General features: G+C 67.4%; 17 protein-coding genes. 4 read left to right on the top strand and 13 right to left on the bottom strand.

Features of this window, described 5'->3' with window-relative positions; all coding sequences use genetic code 11:
• The first annotated feature begins 153 nt into the window (after positions 1–153).
• A complete protein-coding gene (locus CR918_RS10345; RefSeq protein ID WP_415847003.1) occupies positions 154–543 on the top strand; it encodes a hypothetical protein in 390 nt (129 codons plus the stop codon).
• Between the two features lie 56 nt (positions 544–599).
• On the opposite strand, the gene CR918_RS10340 is transcribed toward CR918_RS10345, so the two are convergent.
• The 13 genes from CR918_RS10340 to CR918_RS10280 all read right to left on the bottom strand — a co-directional run bounded on the left by CR918_RS10340 (position 600) and on the right by CR918_RS10280 (position 13,191).
• Positions 600–1,304: a DUF2968 domain-containing protein gene (locus CR918_RS10340; RefSeq protein ID WP_025878535.1), complete on the bottom strand. Its 705-nt coding sequence runs from the start codon at positions 1,302–1,304 to the stop codon at positions 600–602.
• A 100-nt stretch (positions 1,305–1,404) separates the two neighbouring features.
• Complete coding sequence (locus tag CR918_RS10335) at positions 1,405–3,555, bottom strand: TadG family pilus assembly protein (protein WP_099784489.1); 2,151 nt, start codon at positions 3,553–3,555, stop codon at positions 1,405–1,407.
• 8 nt (positions 3,556–3,563) lie between these two features.
• The gene (locus CR918_RS10330) at positions 3,564–4,028 is read right to left on the bottom strand and encodes a DUF3613 domain-containing protein (protein WP_099842757.1); all 465 of its coding nucleotides are present in this window, start codon (positions 4,026–4,028) and stop codon (positions 3,564–3,566) included.
• Positions 4,025–4,909 (bottom strand): tetratricopeptide repeat protein, encoded by an 885-nt coding sequence (locus CR918_RS10325; RefSeq protein ID WP_099844332.1) that lies wholly within the window; start codon positions 4,907–4,909, stop codon positions 4,025–4,027. Before CR918_RS10325 ends, CR918_RS10330 begins: the two co-directional genes overlap by 4 nt.
• A 5-nt stretch (positions 4,910–4,914) precedes the next feature.
• Complete coding sequence (locus CR918_RS10320) at positions 4,915–5,844, bottom strand: type II secretion system F family protein (protein WP_059064415.1); 930 nt, start codon at positions 5,842–5,844, stop codon at positions 4,915–4,917.
• 28 nt (positions 5,845–5,872) lie between these two features.
• Positions 5,873–6,814 carry a type II secretion system F family protein gene (locus tag CR918_RS10315; RefSeq protein ID WP_059064414.1) on the bottom strand — a complete coding sequence of 314 codons (942 nt, stop codon included), beginning with the start codon at positions 6,812–6,814 and terminating at the stop codon, positions 5,873–5,875.
• 2 nt (positions 6,815–6,816) lie between these two features.
• A complete protein-coding gene (locus tag CR918_RS10310) occupies positions 6,817–8,166 on the bottom strand; it encodes a TadA family conjugal transfer-associated ATPase (protein WP_025878541.1) in 1,350 nt (449 codons plus the stop codon).
• Positions 8,151–9,407, bottom strand: a complete 1,257-nt coding sequence (locus CR918_RS10305; RefSeq protein WP_059064412.1) for a CpaE/TadZ family protein — start codon at positions 9,405–9,407, stop codon at positions 8,151–8,153. Before CR918_RS10305 ends, CR918_RS10310 begins: the two co-directional genes overlap by 16 nt.
• 28 nt (positions 9,408–9,435) lie before the next feature.
• A complete protein-coding gene (locus tag CR918_RS10300; protein WP_025878543.1) occupies positions 9,436–10,794 on the bottom strand; it encodes a type II and III secretion system protein family protein in 1,359 nt (452 codons plus the stop codon).
• Positions 10,795–10,812: 18 nt separating this feature from the next.
• Entirely contained in the window at positions 10,813–11,868 is a 1,056-nt protein-coding gene (gene cpaB, locus CR918_RS10295) for a Flp pilus assembly protein CpaB (protein WP_099842755.1), read from the bottom strand.
• A 24-nt stretch (positions 11,869–11,892) separates the two neighbouring features.
• The gene (locus tag CR918_RS10290) at positions 11,893–12,366 is read right to left on the bottom strand and encodes a TadE/TadG family type IV pilus assembly protein (protein ID WP_025878545.1); all 474 of its coding nucleotides are present in this window, start codon (positions 12,364–12,366) and stop codon (positions 11,893–11,895) included.
• Positions 12,363–12,908 (bottom strand): A24 family peptidase, encoded by a 546-nt coding sequence (locus tag CR918_RS10285; protein WP_099842753.1) that lies wholly within the window; start codon positions 12,906–12,908, stop codon positions 12,363–12,365. Before CR918_RS10285 ends, CR918_RS10290 begins: the two co-directional genes overlap by 4 nt.
• A 100-nt stretch (positions 12,909–13,008) precedes the next feature.
• Positions 13,009–13,191 (bottom strand): Flp family type IVb pilin, encoded by a 183-nt coding sequence (locus tag CR918_RS10280; RefSeq protein WP_025878547.1) that lies wholly within the window; start codon positions 13,189–13,191, stop codon positions 13,009–13,011.
• 691 nt (positions 13,192–13,882) lie between these two features.
• Here CR918_RS10280 and CR918_RS10275 point away from each other — a divergent pair.
• The 3 genes from CR918_RS10275 to CR918_RS10270 all read left to right on the top strand — a co-directional run bounded on the left by CR918_RS10275 (position 13,883) and on the right by CR918_RS10270 (position 20,159).
• Complete coding sequence (locus tag CR918_RS10275) at positions 13,883–14,863, top strand: AraC family transcriptional regulator (protein ID WP_025878548.1); 981 nt, start codon at positions 13,883–13,885, stop codon at positions 14,861–14,863.
• Between the two features lie 394 nt (positions 14,864–15,257).
• Positions 15,258–15,491, top strand: coding sequence for a hypothetical protein (locus CR918_RS21150; protein WP_165780895.1), 234 nt, complete (start codon positions 15,258–15,260; stop codon positions 15,489–15,491).
• A 96-nt stretch (positions 15,492–15,587) separates the two neighbouring features.
• Entirely contained in the window at positions 15,588–20,159 is a 4,572-nt protein-coding gene (locus CR918_RS10270; RefSeq protein ID WP_099842751.1) for a YadA-like family protein, read from the top strand.
• Positions 20,160–20,201 lie beyond the last annotated feature (42 nt).

The raw sequence follows: 20,201 nt of genomic DNA, 5'->3' as shown, positions 1-20,201 counted from the left end.
GTTGGCCGGCGCCTGCGGCAGTACAGCGCACGATGGGCGATGTGCATTGCACGGCTGTGCCGGATTGGCGTGGTCGTCACGCTGACGCGACTCGCTCTGGCGGCAGGCCGGTGCTGATGGCAACCATGGCCATCGGACGCGTGAGGGCCAGTCATGAAGATGCCGGGATGGGGAGTGCTGCCTGCAGTGCTGTTGGCTGCTGTCGCGATGGCACAGACCAACGTCTACAAGTGCACCGGAGGTGAGCATCCGGTCTACCAGCAGACGCCCTGCCAGGGGCGCGCGGAGTGGCGCTGGGAAGTGCCCGGTGCCGAGTCGAAGGCACGCGGGCCCACACCTGCAGTCGTGCAGCCTGCCCGCAGCGGTAGCAGGCGGACGCCACGGCGCGGGCGCGCACAGGGCGCGCTGATATCGATCACGGCTGACCCGCGTGGCTGCGAGCGGGCGCGCCGGCGGCAGGTGGCAACGCTGGCCAGGCCGCGCAGGCTCGACTACCTGCAGCGCAGGCAGCTGGATGACGCGGTACGCGAGGCCTGTCGTTGAGCACAACGAAAAACGGCACCCGAAGGTGCCGTTCTTGTCTACAGGCCCGTAAGACCTCAGCGGCCGTCGCTGGCGGCCGCCGGTGCCGTCGCCGCATCTGGCTTGGGCAGGCTCAGCTCCGGGTTGCCCTGTTCGGCCTGCAGGATCTGGATCCGTCGCTGCAGCGCATCGAGCTGGCTGTTGGTGCTCTGCACGTCGGTGCTCAGGCTGACCGCCTGCTGCTGTGCCTGCTGCAGCGCTGCGCTCACCTGCGCCGACTGCGCCTGCTGCTGTTCCATTTCCTGCTGCAGGGTGCGCAGGCGCTCTTCGTTGTAGGCCACCAGGCGCTCGGTGTAGCGCTTGCCGGCTTCCAGCCGGGTGGTGTCGATGTAGACCTGCGCCAGCTGTTCGGACTGCTGCGCGAAGGTGCGGTAGACACGCTCGGCGTTGTCGACGGCATCGGTCTTGATCACCCGCCAGAAGTTCTTCTCCTGGAACAGGGCCACGTAGTAGGTCAGGGTATTGGCGTTGAACAGCAGGCTGGCGCCGTAGTTGCCGTTGTAGGTGGTACGCAGCTCGGTGAGCTGCTGCGCATCCATCAACTGCTTGAGTTCGTCGACGGTGTTGCGTACCACCGGTGCGGCCTTGGCCGGCTCCACCGTGGCAGTGCGATCGCCACGTGCGGCCAGCGCCGACGGCGCCACCACCATCATGGCCACGGCCAGCAGTGCTGCGCCGCGCCGATACCGGGCGAAGACGGTGCCCCCTGAAGTTTCTCGCATGTCTAGACCATCCACGGATGTAGTGTGGGTTGAGTTGAATGTGGTTCCCCGCCGCGAGTCTAGCATGGGCGCGGACGCCGCCAACCGGTGCCCGCGCGGGTCAGAAGACCAGCTGCGCCGAGCTGCACTGGATCGACTGCATGCTGACATCGGTGCGGCCCAGTTCCAGCCCGAGCAGGCTGGCCAGGGTGTTGGTCAGCAGGGTGCCGACGCTGTTGAGTACGGGCTTGAGCGCCGCCAGCACCGGGTTCAGCAGCGCACACAGCAGGCCGCTGCAGGTGACGTTGTTGCCGGGGGTGGTCACGCCGCCGCCGTTCTGCCCATCCAGGAATCCGGCCGGGGCGGTCTGGATGTAGGACGCCAGGTTGGTGCGCACGCAGCCGTTGTAGTCGATCAGGTTGCCCAGCAGGCTGTCGCAGCGGTTGATCAGCAGGCCGCCGACCAGCGAGCCCAGCAGGCCGTCGAGCAGGCCCAGGCCCTGGCCGGTCACGGTGGCGCGGTAACCGGCCCAGACCGATCCATCTTCCCAGCAGGTGCTCAGGCCAATCAGGCAGGGCTTGGGTACGCCCTTGGTAACGGTCCAGTTGCCCAGCGGTGCGAGGTTGCGTGACGGATCGCCATCGCGCAGCAATGGAATCACCTGGTCCACGTTGTAACGCCCGCCGCTGGGGAAGGCCGCCTGCAGGTAACGGTCGGCCAATGCCTTGGCCGTGTCATTGGCGCTCATGCCCTGCTTGGGTGAACTGAGCATGCCTGACAGCACCCGCAGCAGTTCGTTGACCAGGTCTGACACGGCGGTGCCGACGGCCAACGGGTTGATCCGGGTCGAGCCGGTCTGGCCTGCGGCCAGGGTCAGGCTCTGCGTGCTGGTCAGCGCCGGCAGGGTGACCTTGTCGTTGATCAGGGGCTGCCCCAGCAGCCTCAACAACTGCTCGTTCTGCAGGGTCGCGTCGCAGACGTTGCTCTTGGAGAAGCGATCGGCTGCGTTGACCTTGCCGACGCAGGCGCGCAGCACCGAGGAATCGACCTGGATGGTGGCCGTGGGTGGTGACGCACCGCACTGGATGCTGGTCAGCGTCCCCATCGCATTGGCCACATCCACGTGCAGTGGCAGATGCAGGCGGGTGCCGAGCAGGTTCAGCAGCGGGCCGATCGCGAACAGGCGGTCGCTGTCGACGTCCACCATCAGCCGCACCTGCGCGTTGTACGCGCGTGCGCCCACACCGCCGATGGCGATCGACGGCGGCTCCACCACGCCGGCCTTGACGTCGATGCCCAGCAGGTTCAAGCCCTGCACCTGCACACCATTGCCATCGTTGGCGATGGAGATCGCGGCGGTGACAAGATCCAGCACGTTGACCCTCGATTCCAGTGCGCTGCCGATGGTGCCGTCCGGTGAGATCACCTGCGCGAACAGGCCGCCGCCGCCGTTCTGGCTGCCCAGCAGAATGTTCAGCTGGTTGATGTCCAGCCGCGTGCCGACCAGGTTGGACAGCGCCTGCAGCTGTACGCCGACGGCGGTCTCGCGGCCCACCACCGTGGCAGTGGCATTGACCAGCTGTGCCAGTGATATGCGGTTGACCGACAGCAGCCGGTTGAAGTCGGCCACGCTGAGGTCGGCGGTGACCGGGATGCCCAGTGCCGCCAGCAGCCCCGACGGGGTGACGGTGGCCTGTGCCAGGCCGTCGTAGGACAGAATTGTTGCGTTGGTGACGTCCAGGCCGACCAGCCGAAGGGTCGCCATCAAGGGGGAGTTGCCATTGGTGCGCAGCAGCTGCGAACCCACTGCAAACACGGCGGTGGGTTCCGAACGCTTGGCCACCGCCTGCACGCGCAACGTGGGCAGCCCGCTGTTCTGGCCGAAGAACGGCAGCACGCCGCGTTCGGCAATGACCCGCACCGCGTTGCGTGGATTGCCTGCGTCCACGCTTGGGCTGAAGTGGTCAGCCGTTCCGCGGGTGGCATTCCAGTTGCCACACTGGATCTGCACCTGCCCAGGGAAGGTGTTCTGTGCGAGCGCGTTCTGCCGGGCCGCGCTGTTGTCGGCGTTGTCGGGCCGGCACAGGTCCAGCCGTTGTGCGCCTGCCAGCGCAGCCAGATCGACCACCTTCTGCGCATCGCGCTTGGCCCAGAACAGGAAGCCGATCTCGATCAGGCCGAGCATGGCCAGCAGCGCGATCATCACCAGCATCATGGTGACCGACATACCGCCGCGCGGGCGACTGAAGCTGATGTGGCGTGCTCGGTTCATGGCGGGCCTCAGCGTCCGGATCGGGAGGATCCTGCGGACTTGGCGACGTCGGTTTCGAAGAATTGCGGAATGTCGTACTGGAAGCTCTTCAGGTAACGCGCGTAGCTGGATGTGGCCTGGTCGCCGAGGATCGGCAGGCGGGCACCGGCCACCTCGCCGGACGCTTGCAGGCGGAACAGGCTGCGAGTGGTGTCACCGATCTGCGAGGTGTTGGGCTGTAACTGCGTGCCGCCGAAATCAGGCCTGGTTTCAGCGGCTGCGGGGGCTGCGATGGGCGCTGCGGCTGGTGGCGGCGATACGTCCACGGTAGCCAACGGCTCGCTGTGCAGGGGAGCGGCTGCCGGTGCGGGCGCGGCACCACCCAGCATCTGCCCGGTCAACGGTTGCTGCGGCGTCTGCGCCTGCACAACCGCAGCGAAAGACAAGCCGGCAAGCACCGGCAGCATGCAGCGGATCAGCGGCGTCGAGGTCATGGCGTGTTCCCGGTGGGATGGTCGGTGGAGCCGAAGCGTTCCAGCATCGAGGGCGGCAGTCGTGGTGGGTCGCGTTCGTCGCGACCATCGCGGCGCGGTTCGGCGGCCAAGCGTGGGCCTGCGTTGGCGGAGTTGGCAGCTACCGAAGCAACTGGCCGTGCCGCTGCCGCCGCTGCAGCAGTGGCAGCGGCCTGGCGTTGCTGCAGCCGCGCGCGGATCTGCTGCGCCTGCTGTTCCACGCTGCGGCGGGTCTCCTCGCTGAAGCTGGCCTGCTGGGCCAGCCGTTCGACGGTGGCAGTGTCGCCACGCAATAGCGCCCACAGGGCAAGATTGGCGGTGGCCTTGGCATTGCCTGGCGACAGTTCCAGCGCCTTGGCCAGTGGCTCGCGTGCCTGTTCGAAGCGGCCGGCACGAAGCCGTGCATAGCCCAGGTCGCCGAGGTAATCGGTGTTCAGCGGGCTCAACTGGGTGGCACGTGCCAGCGCCTGTTCGCCGCCCTGGTCGTCGTCGCGGAGGGCAGCGATCAGGCCCATGCCGTGTGCAGCGGCGGCGGCCTGCGGGCCATTGCCGAGTTCGCGGTACAGCGCCAGCGCCGCATCGATCTGGCCGGTCTGGCGCAGTGCGTCGGCCTGCAGCAGGCGCAGTGCCGGGGTATCGCCGTAGCGCTGGCGGAACGCATCCACGTGCGCCAGCGACGCGTACCAGGCGCCCTGCTGCTGCATCCGCTGGATCAGTTCCAGGTAGGCGTTGCGGCTGTCCTGCGGGGCCGGCGTCGGCTCGGCCAGGCTCGGCGCACGCAGGTACTTCGGCGTGGTGGAGCTGCAGCCGGCAGCAGCGGCAACCAGGGCAAGCAACAGGCAGGCAGGGCGCAGGACAGGCATGAAGGTCATCCCATTTTCGACAAGGTAGTGGCCAGCGCGACCAGCGCCGGTCCGGCCAGCACCAGCATCAGTGCCGGCAGCAGGGTCAGCATCATCACCACGGTCATCTTCACCGAGAGCTTGCCGACCTTTTCCTTCAGCGCGTTGCGGCGCTGCTCGCGCAGGCGGACGCTGAACTGGCGCAGCGGTTCCTGCACGGCACCGCCGTGGGCGTGCACCTGCAGGATCAACTGCACAAGGCTGGACAGATCGTCATCGCCGTACACATCGCTCAGCCGGCGCAGCGACTGCGCGCGCGTGCGCCCATGGGTGTAGGACACATTCGCTTCCTGGATTTCCCCACCCAGCACCGGCAGTGCGTCGCGCAGCTTGTCGCCCAGTGTCTGCAGGCTCTGATCCATGCTGTAGCCCACGCCCTGCAGCAGGCGCAGCAGGTCGATCAACAGCGGCAGTTCATTGTTCACTGCGCGTCGCCGCCGCTTGACCCATGCACTGAGCGCGAACTTCGGCAGCAGCAGGCCAGCAGCCAGCGCGCCGATCACCACCATGATCCTCGACAACCCCGTGGCGTCACTCAGCGTCAGCGCAATACCCAGTACCAGAACCGCCAGCAGCAGCCGCAGGCCGAGGTAGATGGCGGTGCCGCGGCGGGTGTTCCAGCCGGCCAGGTCCAGCAGCAGGCGATCCTCACCGGCCAGCAGCGCCGCTTCCAGGCGTCCGCCGCTCAGTCCGCGGCCGAACTGCTCCAGCCAGCCGAGTGAGTCCTTGCGTGCGTCGGCCGCTGTGTCTTCGCTTTCGCGCGGACGCAGCGCTGTCTTCAACGTGGCCTCGCTGCGGTCCTCGCGATGGCTGCGCACCCAGCTGCCAAGCCCCAGCAGGGCCACGCCGGCGGCCAACACCAGCAGGGCAGCCACGAACCAGATGCTGGCGCTCATTGGATGCCTCCTGCGTGGTCGGGGATGTTCATAGTGATTTGGCCAGGCGGTACAGCAGGAAGGCGCCGGTCAACTCCAGCGCCAGCGCGATCAGCAGGATCTTGTGGCCCAGTGGGTCGTGCAGCACCGGCTGGAAGAACTCGGGGCTGGAGATCGCCATCAGCACTGCGCTGGCCGGTGGCAGGAGGCCCAGTACCCACGCCGACATGCGGGTTTCAGAAGTGGTTGCGGCCAGTTCCTGCTGCGCCTGTTCCAGGTCACGCATGAAGTCGCCCATGCGCTGCAGGATCTGGTCGGCACGGCCACCGATGCGCACGCTGACGCCCATCACCACCGCCAGCACCTTCAGCACGTCCATGCGGTAGGGCTGTGCGGCCAGGTTGAGCGCACGGTCAAGGTCCATGCCGCCACGTGCATAGCGCACCGTGGTGTCGAGCAGGCCGCGCAGCGGCGCGTTGGTCTGCATCGACGCGACCTGGAAGGCGGCCTGCAGGCTGTTGCCGAGCGCGGTAAGGCGCACCAGGTTGTCGAGGAAGTCCGGCAGCTGGTGCAGCAGCTGCGCCTGCAGCTTGCCGATACGGCGCATCAGCCACAGCCAGCAGCCCAGCAGGTACAGCAGCAGGGTCAGCGGGAACATCCAGAAGGTGCCCAGGCGCAACACCGCGAACGCGGACAGGGCGATGCCCGGCAGCAGCATCAGCAGCGGCAGCTTCCAGCCCGGTGCCAGGCCGGCACGCTGCAGCAGCCCGTTCCAGGGCAGGGCGCGGCGACCCGGCGCAGGCAGCGGCGCCTGCCGTGCTGCATCGGCCGGCGCGGCGGCAGCGCCGGTGCCGCGCGCCAGCTGCTGCTCGGCATGCTGCAGCGAGGCCTGGCGCTGTTCGCGGCTGCTGGCCGTCCCCCACAGCCACACCGCCAGCGCCAGCAGCACCGACACGATGCTCAGCACACCCAGCAGCAGGCCGGTACCCATGCTCAGAAGTCTCCGTACAGGGATTCGCGCAGCAACTGCCGGAACGGCTCCAGCTTGTGCGAATGTGGCTGGAAGCCGAGGCCGATCCAACGGTCGATTTCCTTGCCGCTGCCATCGATCTGCACTTCGTGGCGGAACATCTCCTGGGTGGTGATCAGGTTGTCGCTGACGCCGGTGATTTCAGTGATGGACACCAGCACCCGGCGGCCGCTGCCCAGGCGCGAGATCTGCACGATGAAGTCGATGGCACTGGCGATCTGCCGGCGCAGGCTGTCTTCGCTGCCCTGGAAACCGGCGAAGCCGGCCAGCATCTCGATGCGGTACAGGCAGTCGCGCGGTGAATTGGCGTGGATGGTGGCCATCGATCCGTCATGGCCGGTGTTCATCGCCTGCAGCATCTCCAGCACCTCGGCGCCACGCACTTCGCCGACCACAATGCGGTCCGGGCGCATGCGCAGGCTGTTGCGCACCAGGTCGCGGATGCTGACCGCGCCCTGGCCTTCGGCGCCACCGATGCGGCTCTCCAGCCGCACCACATGCGGGTGGTTGAGCGAGAGCTCGGCGGTGTCTTCCACGGTGATGACGCGTTCGTTGGCCGGCACATAGCTGGCCAGCGCATTGAGCAGCGAGGTCTTGCCCGAGCTGGTGCCACCTGACACCAGGATGTTGCAGCGGCCCAGCACCATCGCCTTCAGCAGCGCCTGCATCGGCGCATCGAAGGTGCCCTTGGCCAGCAGTTCGTCGGGGGTGAACGGATCCTTGCGGAACTTGCGGATGGACACCATCGGCCCATCCACCGCCAGTGGCGAGATGATCGCGTTGAGGCGGCCACCATTGGGCAGGCGTGCATCGACCATCGGATTGGAATCATCCAGGCGGCGGCCGAGTGGGGCGATGATGCGGCGCAGGATGCGTAGCAGGTGGGTGTCATCGGTGAAGCGCTGAGGTGCGCGTTTGAGCTGCCCACCCTGGGAGACATGCACATCCTTGAAGCCATTGATCAGGATGTCTTCGATGGTGGGGTCATGCAGCAGGTCATCGAGCGGGCCGAACCCGGTCAGCTCCTTGACCAGGCCTTCGGCCACCACCTGCATTTCTTCTTCGTTGATGGGGATGCGCCATTCCTGGATGAAACTGACCGTCTGCACTTCCACCCAGCGGGCGATGGTGTCGGGGGCCCAGGAATCGATGTCGATGCGCTCGTCTTCGATGCTGTTGAGCAGATGCTCGTGCGCGGCCGACAGCACCTTCTGGTACTGCTCGGTCTGTGCGAACGGCAGGCTGCCCGGTGCATGCTCCGGCACCGTGCTGCGGGCGACAACGTGCGGGAACGGGGTCACTTTGTCTTCCATTGCGATCCACCCAGGGCAAGGGCAAGTCTTTCCCGCAGGCCGTGCGCCTGGACCGGGCAGGCAGCCGGATCCAGGCGTTGCACCAGCGGGGCGAGGGCACGCAGGTACGGGTCGCGCGGCGCATCCTGCAGCAGCAGATGGCCATGGCTGGCGGAGGCGCGTACCCGCGACCGCTCGGGCAGGGTGGCCAGCAGCGGCAGCTCGAAGCGGCGCGCGATCTGTTCGGGGCTCATGCCACTGTTGTCGTCGTGGCGGTTGATCACCAGCTGCAGTCGCTTCTCGCGGTCGCGCTGGCCGGAAAGGTGCTTCAGGGCGTGGTCCAGCGACACCAGGGTGGCGATCGATGCGTCGGCCACCAGCCAGATTTCATCGGCCTGGTCCAGCAGCAGCGGCGGCAGCTGCCGCAGCGGGCAGCCGCCGGCATCGCACAGTACGCTGGAGAATACGCCGCGCAGTCGTTGCAGCAGCGCACCAGGATCGGACGGAGGCAGTGCGTCGCTGCCACTGGCACGGTCGAGCAGGACCAGTCCGCTGGTGTGCCGGGCCATCGCCGTGCGGGCCAGGGTGGCATCGATGCGGCTGGCATTGCGCAGCGCATCTTCGTAGTGGAAGCGGCTGTCCAGGTTGAGGTACAGGGCGAGGTCGCCGGCCGGCTGCGCCAGCTCCATCAATAGCCCGTCCTGTACGGCGGCATCGCCCTGGGCCAAGGTGCGGGTCTGCTGTGCGAGCACCGAAAGATGTGCGGCCAACGTGCTGGTGCCGACGCCGGCGCGCACGCCCAGCAGCACGATCAGGCGCGCCTTGTGCGCCTGCTGCGCGCTTGCGGCGGGGCGCGGTGACAAAGCGCGACGCAGGGCGGCTTCGATGCCGGTGTTGTCACTGTCCAGGTCCAGTACATCGCGCAGGCCGGCGCGCAGCGCCATCACCACGCCTTCCACCTGGCCGGCGCTGGTGGCGCCCACCGCCACCAGGGTCAATTCGGGTTGGGTCTGCTGCAGCTGCTGGGCCAGCACTGTCGATGCCGAGGCATGCTCCGGGCGGAAGTCCAGCAGTACAAGGTTCTGCGGGCCACGCTGCAGGTCCTGGGCCGAGGTCGGCTCGCTGCTGTCCTGCCAGTGCAGTGCCGTGGTCGGCGGCAGCTTGGCAGCCAGGCGTGGCAGCAGTTCACGGTCGATCCCGTACAGGACCAGGTTCATCGGTGGTCCTTGCGGGTGCAGCGGCAGGGCAGTGGCGTAGGGCATGGGCGTAGTACCGGAGACGTCATGCAGGTCAGCGCGAGAAACCGGGAACCGGATCGCGGCTGATCGGGCCAAGCAGCCACGCGCCCCATTCGGGCATGTTCGGCTTGGCTTCGCGATCGCCGGGCAGCGGCAGTTCGGTATTGCGGGCAATCGGCTGTACCAACCGCGGGGTGACGATGATCACCAGTTCCTTGTCCTGGCGCTTGTAGTCGAAGTTGCGGAAGAACGTACCGATGATCGGCAGGTCGCCGAGCAGCGGAATCTTGTTGACCGTCGAAGCCACGGTGGAACTGACCAGGCCGCCGATGACGAAACTCTCACCATCGCCAAGCTCGACGGTGGTGTCGGCGCGGCGGGTAGTGATCGAAGGGATCTGCACGCCGTTGAGCGCGATCGCATTGGTGTAGTCCAGGTCGCTGGCTTCCGGGGCAACCTTCAACGCAATGCGGTTCGGTGAGAGCACCGTGGGAGTAACGGTGAGGCCGATGCCGAAGGGCTTGTAGGTGACCGTGGTCGTGCCGAGCCCCTGCGGCTCCAGGATCGGCAGTTCGCCACCGGCCAGGAAGCTGGCGCTCTGCCCGGACAGCGCGACGAGAGTGGGCTCGGCCAGCACGCGCGCCATGCCGTTGGCCTGCAGCAGGTCGACATCGGCGTTCCACAGGCCCTTGGTCGAACCGAACACCAGCCTGAACGCCGAGGAGATCGGTGACTCGCTTTCGTTGCTCGACTCACCTTCCTTCATGCCAGGCAGGATGCCGGTGTTGCCTGGCAGCTGCCCGCCCGGCCGCGCGAATCCATAGGCGAAACCACCGTTGCGGTTCTGGAAGTTGATGCCGATCTGCTTCAGCGCGGTCTTGTTGAACTCGACCACCTTCACCTCGACCTGCACTACGCCGCCGCTGCTGATGGTGGAGGCATCGGCCAGGCTGCCGTCCTTGCCGAGCGCCATCACCGCGGTCTTCTGCTCCTGCATGTGCGCCAGCACGCTGTCGCTGCTTCCCTGCAGCAGCCCCTGCTGGTCCTGCTGGGTGAACACCAGTCCGCTGGAGCCGGCATCGGCGGCCCCCTGCACGGCACTCTGCACCCGCACCTGCACGCGCTGCGGTTCGCTCTGCTTGCGATGCCAGAGCAGCAGGGTGGTGGTGCCGGGGGCCTTGCCTACCAGCAGCGCCTGGCGTGCGCCGCGCAGCATCACGATGTCAGCTACGCCGGGGTCGGCGATGGCAACCCGTTCCAGGTCGGCCGGCAGCGTCCATGGCCGCTGTTCGCGGGTCTGCAGCAACAGATCGTCGGCAGCCACGCTCGCACCCGGTGCCAGCAGCACCAGCAGCAGGGCCAGCCAGCGCTGGCGGACAGTGGGGCGTAGGCGGTGGCGACGTTCAGTCATGTGCGCTCTCGGCAAGGGTCAAAGGGAGCCACGGGGGGCAGCAGTGTCGCCGCGGATGATTTCGATGCCCGCCGGTCGCGGCGTCGAGCGACGCTGCACCGGTGCACGCGCCGGCGTTTCGTGGACGCTGCGCTGCACGCTGCTGCCGCGGCCAGCCAGCGCATCGCCATCCAGGCCGGCGTAGGCGTTGTTCTCCGGTCGCTGCAGGGCCTGCTGCTGCTCGTTGTCCAGGCCGCGCACCGGGTCCAGCACGCCGCGCGCCTGTGGGAACAGCGCCACATCCGGCAGGCCGGTATCGGCGGGATTGCGCAGGGCGAGGAACAGCTTGCCCTGCTGTGCGCCGAGCAGCAGGCGGTTGGCGTCGGCCACCGGCACCGCCAGCACCGCGGTGCGCGCCGGCTGCGTGGCATCGCTACCGTTTGCGTTGCTGGGGGCGCTGCTGGAACCGCTGGTGATATCGGCTGCACGTGAGTCGTTGCCTGCCGTGGCCGTGGCCGGGGCCTGGCCCTGGCTGCTCGTCGGGGCTGCCGCGATGTCCTGCTGTCCGTAGCTGAGCACGCGCAGGCGTGACAGCAGCAACCGCGTCTGTGCGATGTCCTGCTGGCCGTTGTAGCTGGTAGCGGCGCTGCGCAGGTTGAGGAAGACGTCGACGAAATCACCGGGCAGGATGCGGTTGCCTGCCGCGACCAGCTCATCGACCGGCACCGCCAATGCCCGTTCACCCGGCCGCAGCTGCAGCGAGAAGCCCTGTGCCAGCAGGCTGTCAGCAATCGCGCTGCCTTCGCTGATGTCCTGCACCGGCACCTTGCCGACCACCGCTGCCAGGTCGGCAACGGCCCCCGGCACTTCCGCGGTGCGTTGTGTCAGCCGCACGCCATTGGCGCTGATCGGCTCGCCGGCGGGTAGCCGCGCGGTGGCTTCAACGACACTGAAGGTCTGCGCATCGGCCTTCACGATCGTGCTCGGGTTGTCCGCCGAGGCCGCAGGCTTGCGCCCGATCACGAAGGCGACCACGGCCAGCAGCACGGCGAGCGCGATCAGCGCGATGGCGGCGATGCGGGTCAACTTGAGCATGAAAATCGTCTCCTGTACCGATCGTCAGTTGCTGCCGAGGTCCAGCTGGGCGACCGCGACGCTGCGGATGGGGGCCTGCATCACCCAGCCATAGAGCGTGGCGGTGCCGGGCAGGAAGGGATGGGACGCATAGTCGTAGCTCACCGTCACGGTCATGCATTGCACCGTCGCCAGGCCGGCGCAGGGCGCCTGCGGCGAGACCACGATGGCGCCGGTGCCGCCGCCGCTGCAGTCCGGGTTCTGCCCGGAAAACTGCAACAGCCATTGCATGGAGCGACGGGCCGCCAGGCAGGCGGCGGTGCGCCGCTCGCCGGCGTTGCCAAAGCGCAGCGAAGCACGCGCGCCCTCGGCCGAGGCCGTCGCCAGCGTCTGCTGCGCGGCCATGATCAGCACGCCGGAAAAGGTGAGCAGCAGCAGCGGCACCAGGCCGAGCAGCAGCATCAACGCGAATTCGATGCTGGCCACGCCGCGTTGGCGTTGGCGCGCGAACGCTTTCATGCGACGCCTCCATAGGTGGTTGCCAACACCCAGCCAATCGCCGCGAAGGCCAGGTAGGCTGCGTAGGGAATGCCCTGTCGCCCCTCGCGCGCGGCATGCAGTTCGCGCAGGGCAGGGTGGCCATTCAAATGCGTGCTGGCGCGGTTTACCTGCATCTGCAGGCGCAGCGGCAGGTGACCGGCCAACTGCCGACCGGCCAGCACCAGCACGGCGTGGGCACCTGCGGCCACGCTGGCCAGCACCCACACCGGCAGCAATGCCTTCCAGCCCAGCAGCAGGCCGAGCACGGCGAAGAACTTCACATCGCCGGCGCCCATCCAGCGCACCGCATAGAACGGCAGCAATGCCAGCAGGCCAACGACTGCGCCCAGCAGGTGTGGCGCCCAGGCCGTGCGCGTTGCATTGAACTGGCCGGCGATGATCAGGGGCACGGCGATCGCGCACGCGGCCAGCAGCCAGGTGTTGGGCACGCGGCGGGCGTACAGATCGCTGATCGCAATCCGCAGGCACACTCCCATGGCCAGCAATCCCAGCAGTGTCATCGCACACCCTCGTTGTCCGTCACTGGACAGTTGCAGAACCCCTCATCGGCCACCGCGGCCGCCATCGAAGCGACCGCAGGTGCTGCACCCTGCGCGCTGGCTAGGTGGTGGTGGCGTCGGTGGCAATGGCCTGCAGGCGGGTGAACAACGTGGTGAAGAACGCGGTGATCTGGGTTCTGCCCACCACGATCAGGATGCCGGCGATCACGGCGGCCAGCAGCCCGTATTCGAGCGCGGTCACGCCATCTTCTTCTTTCAGGAACTTGCGGATCGATGCGTTCATGACGGTTGTCTCCCTCTACCTGTCAGTTGCTGCAGGACACCTGCATGGGCGGTGGCCCGGCTCCGCCGGGACCGTCCGTAGGCCCCCGCCATCCTGGCGGAGGAGGCACGGCGGGCAATCCCGCTGTGCTCAAGCAGGGTGATCATTCCCGGGCAGGGCAGCGGCCGCGCAACCACGACCACCCAGCTCCAGGCCGGTGGTCGAAACGGTATCTCGTACGTGCATGGTCATGCTGTCCCCCTGGGTGTGGCCGCTGTCTGCGTGCCCGATCACCGTGTATTCGACTTTGCCTGAATGGCGGTTCCCTGCAACCGGAACCTATATGCAAATTCGGCAGATTCGCTGGATGCCTGAATATTGCGGCGCGGATCTGTGACGTAAATCCGTTCCTGCGCAAAACGATTCATGGTCGTGCAGATAATGTGATGCCCATCCGCGCGCATGCGAAAACCATGCCATCGGCGCGCACATTTTCTTCACGCAGTTGATAATTCCGCAGCGTCGAAACATCCTGTTTACGACTGCCGATTATCGGGCATACTCGCATTCAAGGTTTTGCATTTTCAGGGAGGGACGCGCGTGCATCGCAGCGTCCATCTCGGCAACGGACGATGCTCTTGGAAACGGCGTGCGCCCTGTCAGGCAGTGGGGGCGGGGTCGTGCGGCAGGCCAAACGGGGGACGACACTGTCATGGTCGATGGTGGGGTGGAAGACAACGACGACGGCGATCTCAGGTCAATCGACCTGGCCACGCTGAGCGGCGTGCTCCGCGTGTGCGATGTGGAACTGTTGCTGCTGGATGGCAATGGTCCGCGCGCGGCATTTGCTTCGCGCGTTCACGAGGAAGCCCTGTTCTGCAGCATCACCTGTGGCTTCCACTGCCGCGGCCGTTTCATGCTGCCGCCGGACTGGGCAATGCTCGGCTACCTGCACACCACCGATGATGCATTGAGCTGGTGCCATGGCGTGCCGCTGACGCCGGGCATGGCCTTGACCGTGATGCCCGAAGGCATCAGTGAATTCACTCTCAGCCCTGGTACCCAGATGACGCTGATGCTGGTGCCGGTCGCGCGCGTGCAGCGCAAGTTGACCGAGCTGAGCCTGCGCAGCACGCCACCGGCGGGGCAGGCGCTTTCACTGTTCAACCTTGGCGATGATGCGATGCCGCTGGTACGCCATTACCAGCAACTGCACGCGCAGCTGGGGCAGGGGGGTGGGCTGCAGCCGGAAGAAACCGAGCGCCTGCTGCACGAGCATGTCCAGGCGCTGCTCGGTGCCGGCCCAGCCGATCGGCCCAGTTGCAGCCGCGCCCGCCGCACGCATTACCTGATCGCGCAGCGGGCGGAGAACTTCATGCGCCTCAATCTTCGCCGCAATATCTACATGAATGAAATCTGTGACGCCGCCGGCGTCAGCGAGCGTGGCCTGCGCTATGCGTTCGAGGATCTGTTCGGCACCTCGCCCAATCGCTACCTGTCGATGCTGCGGCTGTGCGCGGCCTGCCGCAGCCTGTCGATGGCCGATTCCAACCGGCGTTCGGTCAAGGCCATCGCCCTCAGTTGCGGGCTGTGGGATCTTTCGCGCTTTGCCGACAACTACCGGAAAGTGTTCGGCGAACTGCCGCGTGACACGCTGATGCGCGCGCCGGCACAGCTCGGCCAGCCAGCCTGAGGGGTATCGGCCGGGCTGCCGCCCGGCACCCGCAGAGGCAAGGGCAACGGCAACTGCCGAAAGCAAAAGCAGGTTTCCTGTGGAATGGCGGGGTGGGTCCGGTTGCGGGGGACGCCGTAAACCCGTCCATGGGGGCTTGGCCGCGGCATCCATGCCGCGGACACCCCCGCAACCGGACCCACCCCGCCTTCGACAGTTTCCCGCGCGCTTTGGATGTAGCGCCGGGCCATGCCCGGCCGAGGGAAAGTCGGATCATCAATTTCGATTTAGATCGAAATAATCACTGAAAATCAAAGATCGATCATGTCGACAGTGAATGCACGACGGCAGATCGAACCGTCGTGGGGAAACTGTCACAGGTGGGGCGGTGTGGGCTTGCCGGACCGTTGGCGCCATGGATGGCGCCATCGAGCCCCATGGACGGGTTTACGGCGTGTCCTGCAAGCCCACACCGCCCCGCCAACCCGCAGAAAACCCAGAGCCGGCTGTTGCTTCGGCTTTGGCTTTTGTTTTCGCCTCTGCGGGTGCCGGGCGGCAGCCCGGCCAGCCCTCCCTGCCGGATTTGCATATGTGGCTGCCGAATCCGGCCGTGGATTTGCCGGAATGCGCGATTGCCCTGCCGGAATGAAGTGCTCAGCCCTCGCTGAAAGGCGCGAAATGTCAGTCACCTGCCTAACGGCAAGTCCACTGACATTCAAGTTGTCCGCCTACGGGGGAAATGCTCATGAACCGCATATACCGGCGTGTATGGAACCGCCAGCTCAATGCTCTGGTTGTGGCCTCGGAACTGGCCACCGGCGATAGCGGTGGTACCGCACCGCGCGACCGTCGTGCCAGCCTTCTGGTGCCCAGCACCCTGGCCATGGCACTGCTGTGCGTGCTGGCCAGCGGACCTGCGGCGGCGACAGAGGCCAATCAATCGCTGCGCGACCTGCAGGCGCTGGCGGCCAAGTACACCCAGCCGATGCCGGTGAAGGTGGACGCCGAAGTGGCGCTGGCCGCGGCTGCACGACAGGCCCAGGCGAACCCGGCGATCAGTGCCAACGCACGCGTCGGCCTGCAGCTGAGCACAACGTCATTGCCGGTCGTGCGCGACGTGCTGCCGGCCACCGTGCAGGTCAAGCTGGCGGCCGGCGCCGCGCCGCGCCAGGTGCCTGCACCGGTGCTGGGCGCCGACGTGCGCGCCAACATCGGTGTTGGCACTGCAGCCGCTACCCGTGTCGATGCCGCGCTTGCGGCGAACGTCGCACCGGCCGCACAGGCGCCGTTGGGTCTGGCCGCCAACGCGGCAGCAAAGGCCGATGTCGGCATCGCCGGCAAGCCGGTTGCCAGCATTGACGCCGGCACCCGGGTTGCCGCGGCAGCGGGTGTAACGCCGTCCGGCTTGAAGGCGGCCGTGGATGGCAAGGTCGATGCGCAGCTGGTCGTGGCCGGCAATCACATCGAAGGCCAGGGCCAGGCCGAGGCCACCGCAGCGGTCACACTGCCGGCCAAGGAAGAGCTGCCGGGTGACACCGATGACCGCGCGATCACCGCAGCGTTCGATACCGGCGTGGCAGGCAAGGTACGGGTGCAGGGCAAGGACGGCGAGGAAATCGTCGCCGATCGCAATCTCAAGCTGGCCGGCACCGCAACCGTCGCCGCGCAGAACAGCGCGCTGGGCCTGGGCGGCCTGCTCAACGGCGTCGGCACTGCGCTCAACGGCGTTGGCAGCGCGGTCGGCAGCCTGCTCAATGGTGACCTCAACGGCACCGTCGGCAACCTGACCGGCGCCGTCGGTGGCCTGGTCGGCAATACCCTGGGCAGCCTCGGCCTGACCTCGCCGTCGGCCATTCCGCCGACCAGCCCGAAGGCGCCCGCCGCTGCCGACCCGAACGCGGGCCTGGTGATCGGTACCGGTGGCCTGGTGGGCGGTGTCACCGAACTGCTCGGCCCGACCACCGCCAGCCTGTTCGGCGGCACCGGTTACCTGTCCAACGGCAACCTCAAGCTCAGCACCGCCAACGTCATGCAGACCTATTCCACGGTCAACGTGCTCGGCCTGCCGGTGGTCAATGCGACGCCGGTCGGCACCACGCTCAACGGACTGGGTGGCGCGGTCACCGGTGGCAGCTCGCACCTGACCCTGATCGGTGGCGTCACCTCCGACAGCTACATCTACAACATCAACAACGGCAATCCCGGTGGCCTGCTCGGCCTGCTGCTGCCGACGGACTCGCCGGCCTGGGCGGCCAAGTGCCTGGACATCGCGCTGGCGGACATCTCCTGCTGGGCGGTCAACGCAGCGCAGGACTACCAGGTGCTGATGGGCGATGGCGCCTATGCCAACGGATCCAAGGAAGTGGTGATCGGTGCCAACGCCCGCCATGAGCTGCCCAAGGTCGACGCCAACGTCGCCTTCCCGGGCGCGGGCGCCAATGATCCGAGCGATCCGACCGGCGTTCCCACCGCCGACTATGCAGCACGCATGGGGCACTCGGTGGTGGTCGGCGACAGTGCCAGCGGCACTGCCAACGGGCAGACCCTGCTCGGCGCAGAGAGCACCTCCAACCAGGCCAACTCGGTGGCGCTGGGCTATCGCTCGGCCGCACTGCGCGGCGCGCAGGCCAGCTACAGCGCTTACGGCCTGACCACCGCACAGGTGTCGGCGGGCGAGGTGTCGGTGGGCACCGCAGGCGGTGGCGAGCGGCAGATCACCAACCTGGCGGCCGGCAGCGCCAACACCGATGCAGTCAACGTGGCCCAGCTGAAGGGTGCGATCAGCCAGATCGACGCGGTCGGCGCGGCGGCGGTCACCTATGACCTGGATGGTGCAGGCGACCCCGACTATCGCCGTGTCACCCTCGGCAATGGCACCGGCACCACCACCATCGGCAACCTGGCCGCCGGCGCGGTCAACGCCACCAGCAGCGAGGCGGTCAATGGTGCGCAGCTGTTCGCCAGCAACGACACGATGGCAAAGTTCTTCGGCGGACGCGCAGCGTTCGATCCGCTCACCAGCACTTTCACCGCACCGCTGTTCGAGATCAGCACCATCTCCACCGGTGGCGCCGTGGCCCCGGGGCTGTATGACAACGTCACCGACGCCTTCGATGCGGTGGATGGTTCGCTGGTCAACCTCAACACCCAGATCAATGACATCCGCAACACCGGCACCCGGTACCTGCGGGTGAACTCGACCGGTGCCGACGCCGTGGCCAGCGGCGCCGAAGCAATCGCCGTCGGTGCCGGTGCCAGCGCAACCGCCGCCAACAGCATCGCGGTCGGTGCCGGCAGCCTGGCCGACCGTGCCAACAGCGTGTCGATCGGTGCCGCGGGCGCCGAACGCCAGGTCACCAACGTCGCCGCCGGCACCGCCAGCACCGATGCGGTCAACCTGGGTCAGTTGCAGGCTTCAGAAGAGGGCGCGCTGCGCTACGACCTCAACGGCGACGGCAGCGTCAACTACGCAAGTGCGACGCTCGGCGAGTCCGGCACCGCCACCACGCTGCGCAACCTCGGCCCGGGCCAGATCAGCGCGGCCAGCAGTGAAGCAATCAACGGTGCGCAGTTGTTCGCGGCCAACCAGACGGTGGCCACCCACCTCGGCGGCGGCGCTGCAGTGGATGCCAATGGCGTGGTCACCGCGCCGACCTACACGCTCAACAACGTCGCCGCCAATGGCACGGTCAGCCAGGGCAGCTACAACGACGTCGGCACGGCCTTCGATGCGGTCAGCAATTCGCTGGCCAATGTGGCCGAGCAGACCGATGACCTGGACGCGCGCGCCGTGAAGTACGACGTGGACGGGAGTGGCAACGTGGTCGATACCGTGACCCTCAGCGGTACCGGCGGTGCACCGGTGAAAGTCACCAACGTGGCCGCCGGCAGCATCCTGGCGGGCAGCAGCGATGCCATCACCGGCGACCAGCTGTTCAGCACGCACCAGACGGTGGCCAGCTACTTCGGTGGCAGCACCGTGTACAACGGCAGCACCGGGCTGTGGACCGCGCCGACCTTCAACATCTCCACCATCGCCACCGATGGCACCATCACCGGCAACGACTACAGCAACGTCACCGCTGCGTTCTCTGCAGTGGACGGCTCGCTGCGGGTGCTCAACCAGCGCATCAGCAGCGGCGGCGGCAGCCCGTACCTGGCGGTCAACTCCACGGCTGCCGCAGCCACGGCCACCGGTGCCGAAGCACTGGCGGTCGGCCCGCAGGCCAGCGCAGCCGGTGCGGGCAGCGTAGCGGTCGGCAACGGTGCCAATGCCAGCGCAGGCAACAGTGTTGCGCTGGGTGCCGGTTCGGTGGCCAGCGTCGGTGCGCAGACCGGCTATACCGGTGCCTATGGCCAGGCCGGCGCCAGCAACTCGTCCGGTGAGGTGGCGGTGGGCAGCAGTGGCAGCGAGCGCAAGATCACCCACGTGGCCGATGGCTCCGACGACCACGATGCGACCAACGTCGGCCAGCTGAAGAACGGCGTGAACTACGCCATCGACCAGTCCAAGGCCTACACCGACCAGAAGATCCAGAACATCACCAACGTTGCCGGCAGCTTCCGCGCCAACAACAGCAACAACCTGGCCGATCCGGCCGCCACCGGCGCCAACTCCGCCGCGGGCGGTGCCGGCTCCACTGCGGCCGGGGCCAACTCGACCGCATTGGGCAACGGCTCGCAGGCGCAGGCAGACAACTCGGTGGCGCTGGGTGCGGGCTCGGTCGCCAACCGCGCCAATACGGTGTCGGTGGGTGCAGCCGGTGCCGAACGCCAGGTGGTCAACGTGGCCGATGGTTCGCAGGCGACCGATGCGGTCAACGTGCGCCAGCTGCAGGCTTCGCAGCAGGGCACGATCCGCTATGACACCACCACCAACGGCACCACCAACTACAACAGCGTGACCCTGGGCAGCACCAGCAGCGGCCCGACCACGGTGCGCAACGTCGCTGCCGGCACCGCCGGTACCGACGCGGTCAACGTCGACCAGCTGAAGTCGGGCATGGCGCAGACCCTGGACTGGTCCAAGGCCTACACCGATGAGCGCATGGGCGGCTTCGAACGCGACCTGCGCAAGACCGACAACCGCGCCTCGGCCGGTATCGCCTCGGCGATGGCAACCGCATCGCTGCCGCAGCCCAGCGAAGCCGGCCGCAACATGGCCTCGATCGCCGCCGGCAGCTACAACGGCGAATCCGGCGTGGCCCTGGGCATCTCCGGTGTCTCCGAGGGCGGTCGCTGGATCTACAAGTTCAGTGGTTCCACCAACAGCCGCGGCGAGGCCGGTGTGGCCGTCGGTGCCGGCATCCAGTGGTGATCGCCTGCGCCGGGTCGCATTCGCGGCCCGGCGCAGCGGGCA

This window comes from Stenotrophomonas indicatrix (assembly GCF_002750975.1).
In the GTDB taxonomy this organism is placed as follows: domain Bacteria; phylum Pseudomonadota; class Gammaproteobacteria; order Xanthomonadales; family Xanthomonadaceae; genus Stenotrophomonas; species Stenotrophomonas indicatrix.
Note: the sequence above shows the minus strand (reverse complement) of the source record. Positions and strands in the feature narration are given on the sequence as shown.

What these genes read in the sequence shown, in the direction of transcription:
- CR918_RS10345 (WP_415847003.1), top strand. Translation starts at nt 154, where the DNA reads ATGAAGATGCCGGGATGGGGAGTGCTGCCTGCAGTGCTGTTGGCTGCT.
- CR918_RS10340 (WP_025878535.1), bottom strand. Translation starts at nt 1,304, where the DNA reads ATGCGAGAAACTTCAGGGGGCACCGTCTTCGCCCGGTATCGGCGCGGC.
- CR918_RS10335 (WP_099784489.1), bottom strand. Translation starts at nt 3,555, where the DNA reads ATGAACCGAGCACGCCACATCAGCTTCAGTCGCCCGCGCGGCGGTATG.
- CR918_RS10330 (WP_099842757.1), bottom strand. Translation starts at nt 4,028, where the DNA reads ATGACCTCGACGCCGCTGATCCGCTGCATGCTGCCGGTGCTTGCCGGC.
- CR918_RS10325 (WP_099844332.1), bottom strand. Translation starts at nt 4,909, where the DNA reads ATGCCTGTCCTGCGCCCTGCCTGCCTGTTGCTTGCCCTGGTTGCCGCT.
- CR918_RS10320 (WP_059064415.1), bottom strand. Translation starts at nt 5,844, where the DNA reads ATGAGCGCCAGCATCTGGTTCGTGGCTGCCCTGCTGGTGTTGGCCGCC.
- CR918_RS10315 (WP_059064414.1), bottom strand. Translation starts at nt 6,814, where the DNA reads ATGGGTACCGGCCTGCTGCTGGGTGTGCTGAGCATCGTGTCGGTGCTG.
- CR918_RS10310 (WP_025878541.1), bottom strand. Translation starts at nt 8,166, where the DNA reads ATGGAAGACAAAGTGACCCCGTTCCCGCACGTTGTCGCCCGCAGCACG.
- CR918_RS10305 (WP_059064412.1), bottom strand. Translation starts at nt 9,407, where the DNA reads ATGCCCTACGCCACTGCCCTGCCGCTGCACCCGCAAGGACCACCGATG.
- CR918_RS10300 (WP_025878543.1), bottom strand. Translation starts at nt 10,794, where the DNA reads ATGACTGAACGTCGCCACCGCCTACGCCCCACTGTCCGCCAGCGCTGG.
- cpaB (WP_099842755.1), bottom strand. Translation starts at nt 11,868, where the DNA reads ATGCTCAAGTTGACCCGCATCGCCGCCATCGCGCTGATCGCGCTCGCC.
- CR918_RS10290 (WP_025878545.1), bottom strand. Translation starts at nt 12,366, where the DNA reads ATGAAAGCGTTCGCGCGCCAACGCCAACGCGGCGTGGCCAGCATCGAA.
- CR918_RS10285 (WP_099842753.1), bottom strand. Translation starts at nt 12,908, where the DNA reads ATGACACTGCTGGGATTGCTGGCCATGGGAGTGTGCCTGCGGATTGCG.
- CR918_RS10280 (WP_025878547.1), bottom strand. Translation starts at nt 13,191, where the DNA reads ATGAACGCATCGATCCGCAAGTTCCTGAAAGAAGAAGATGGCGTGACC.
- CR918_RS10275 (WP_025878548.1), top strand. Translation starts at nt 13,883, where the DNA reads ATGGTCGATGGTGGGGTGGAAGACAACGACGACGGCGATCTCAGGTCA.
- CR918_RS21150 (WP_165780895.1), top strand. Translation starts at nt 15,258, where the DNA reads ATGGATGGCGCCATCGAGCCCCATGGACGGGTTTACGGCGTGTCCTGC.
- CR918_RS10270 (WP_099842751.1), top strand. Translation starts at nt 15,588, where the DNA reads ATGAACCGCATATACCGGCGTGTATGGAACCGCCAGCTCAATGCTCTG.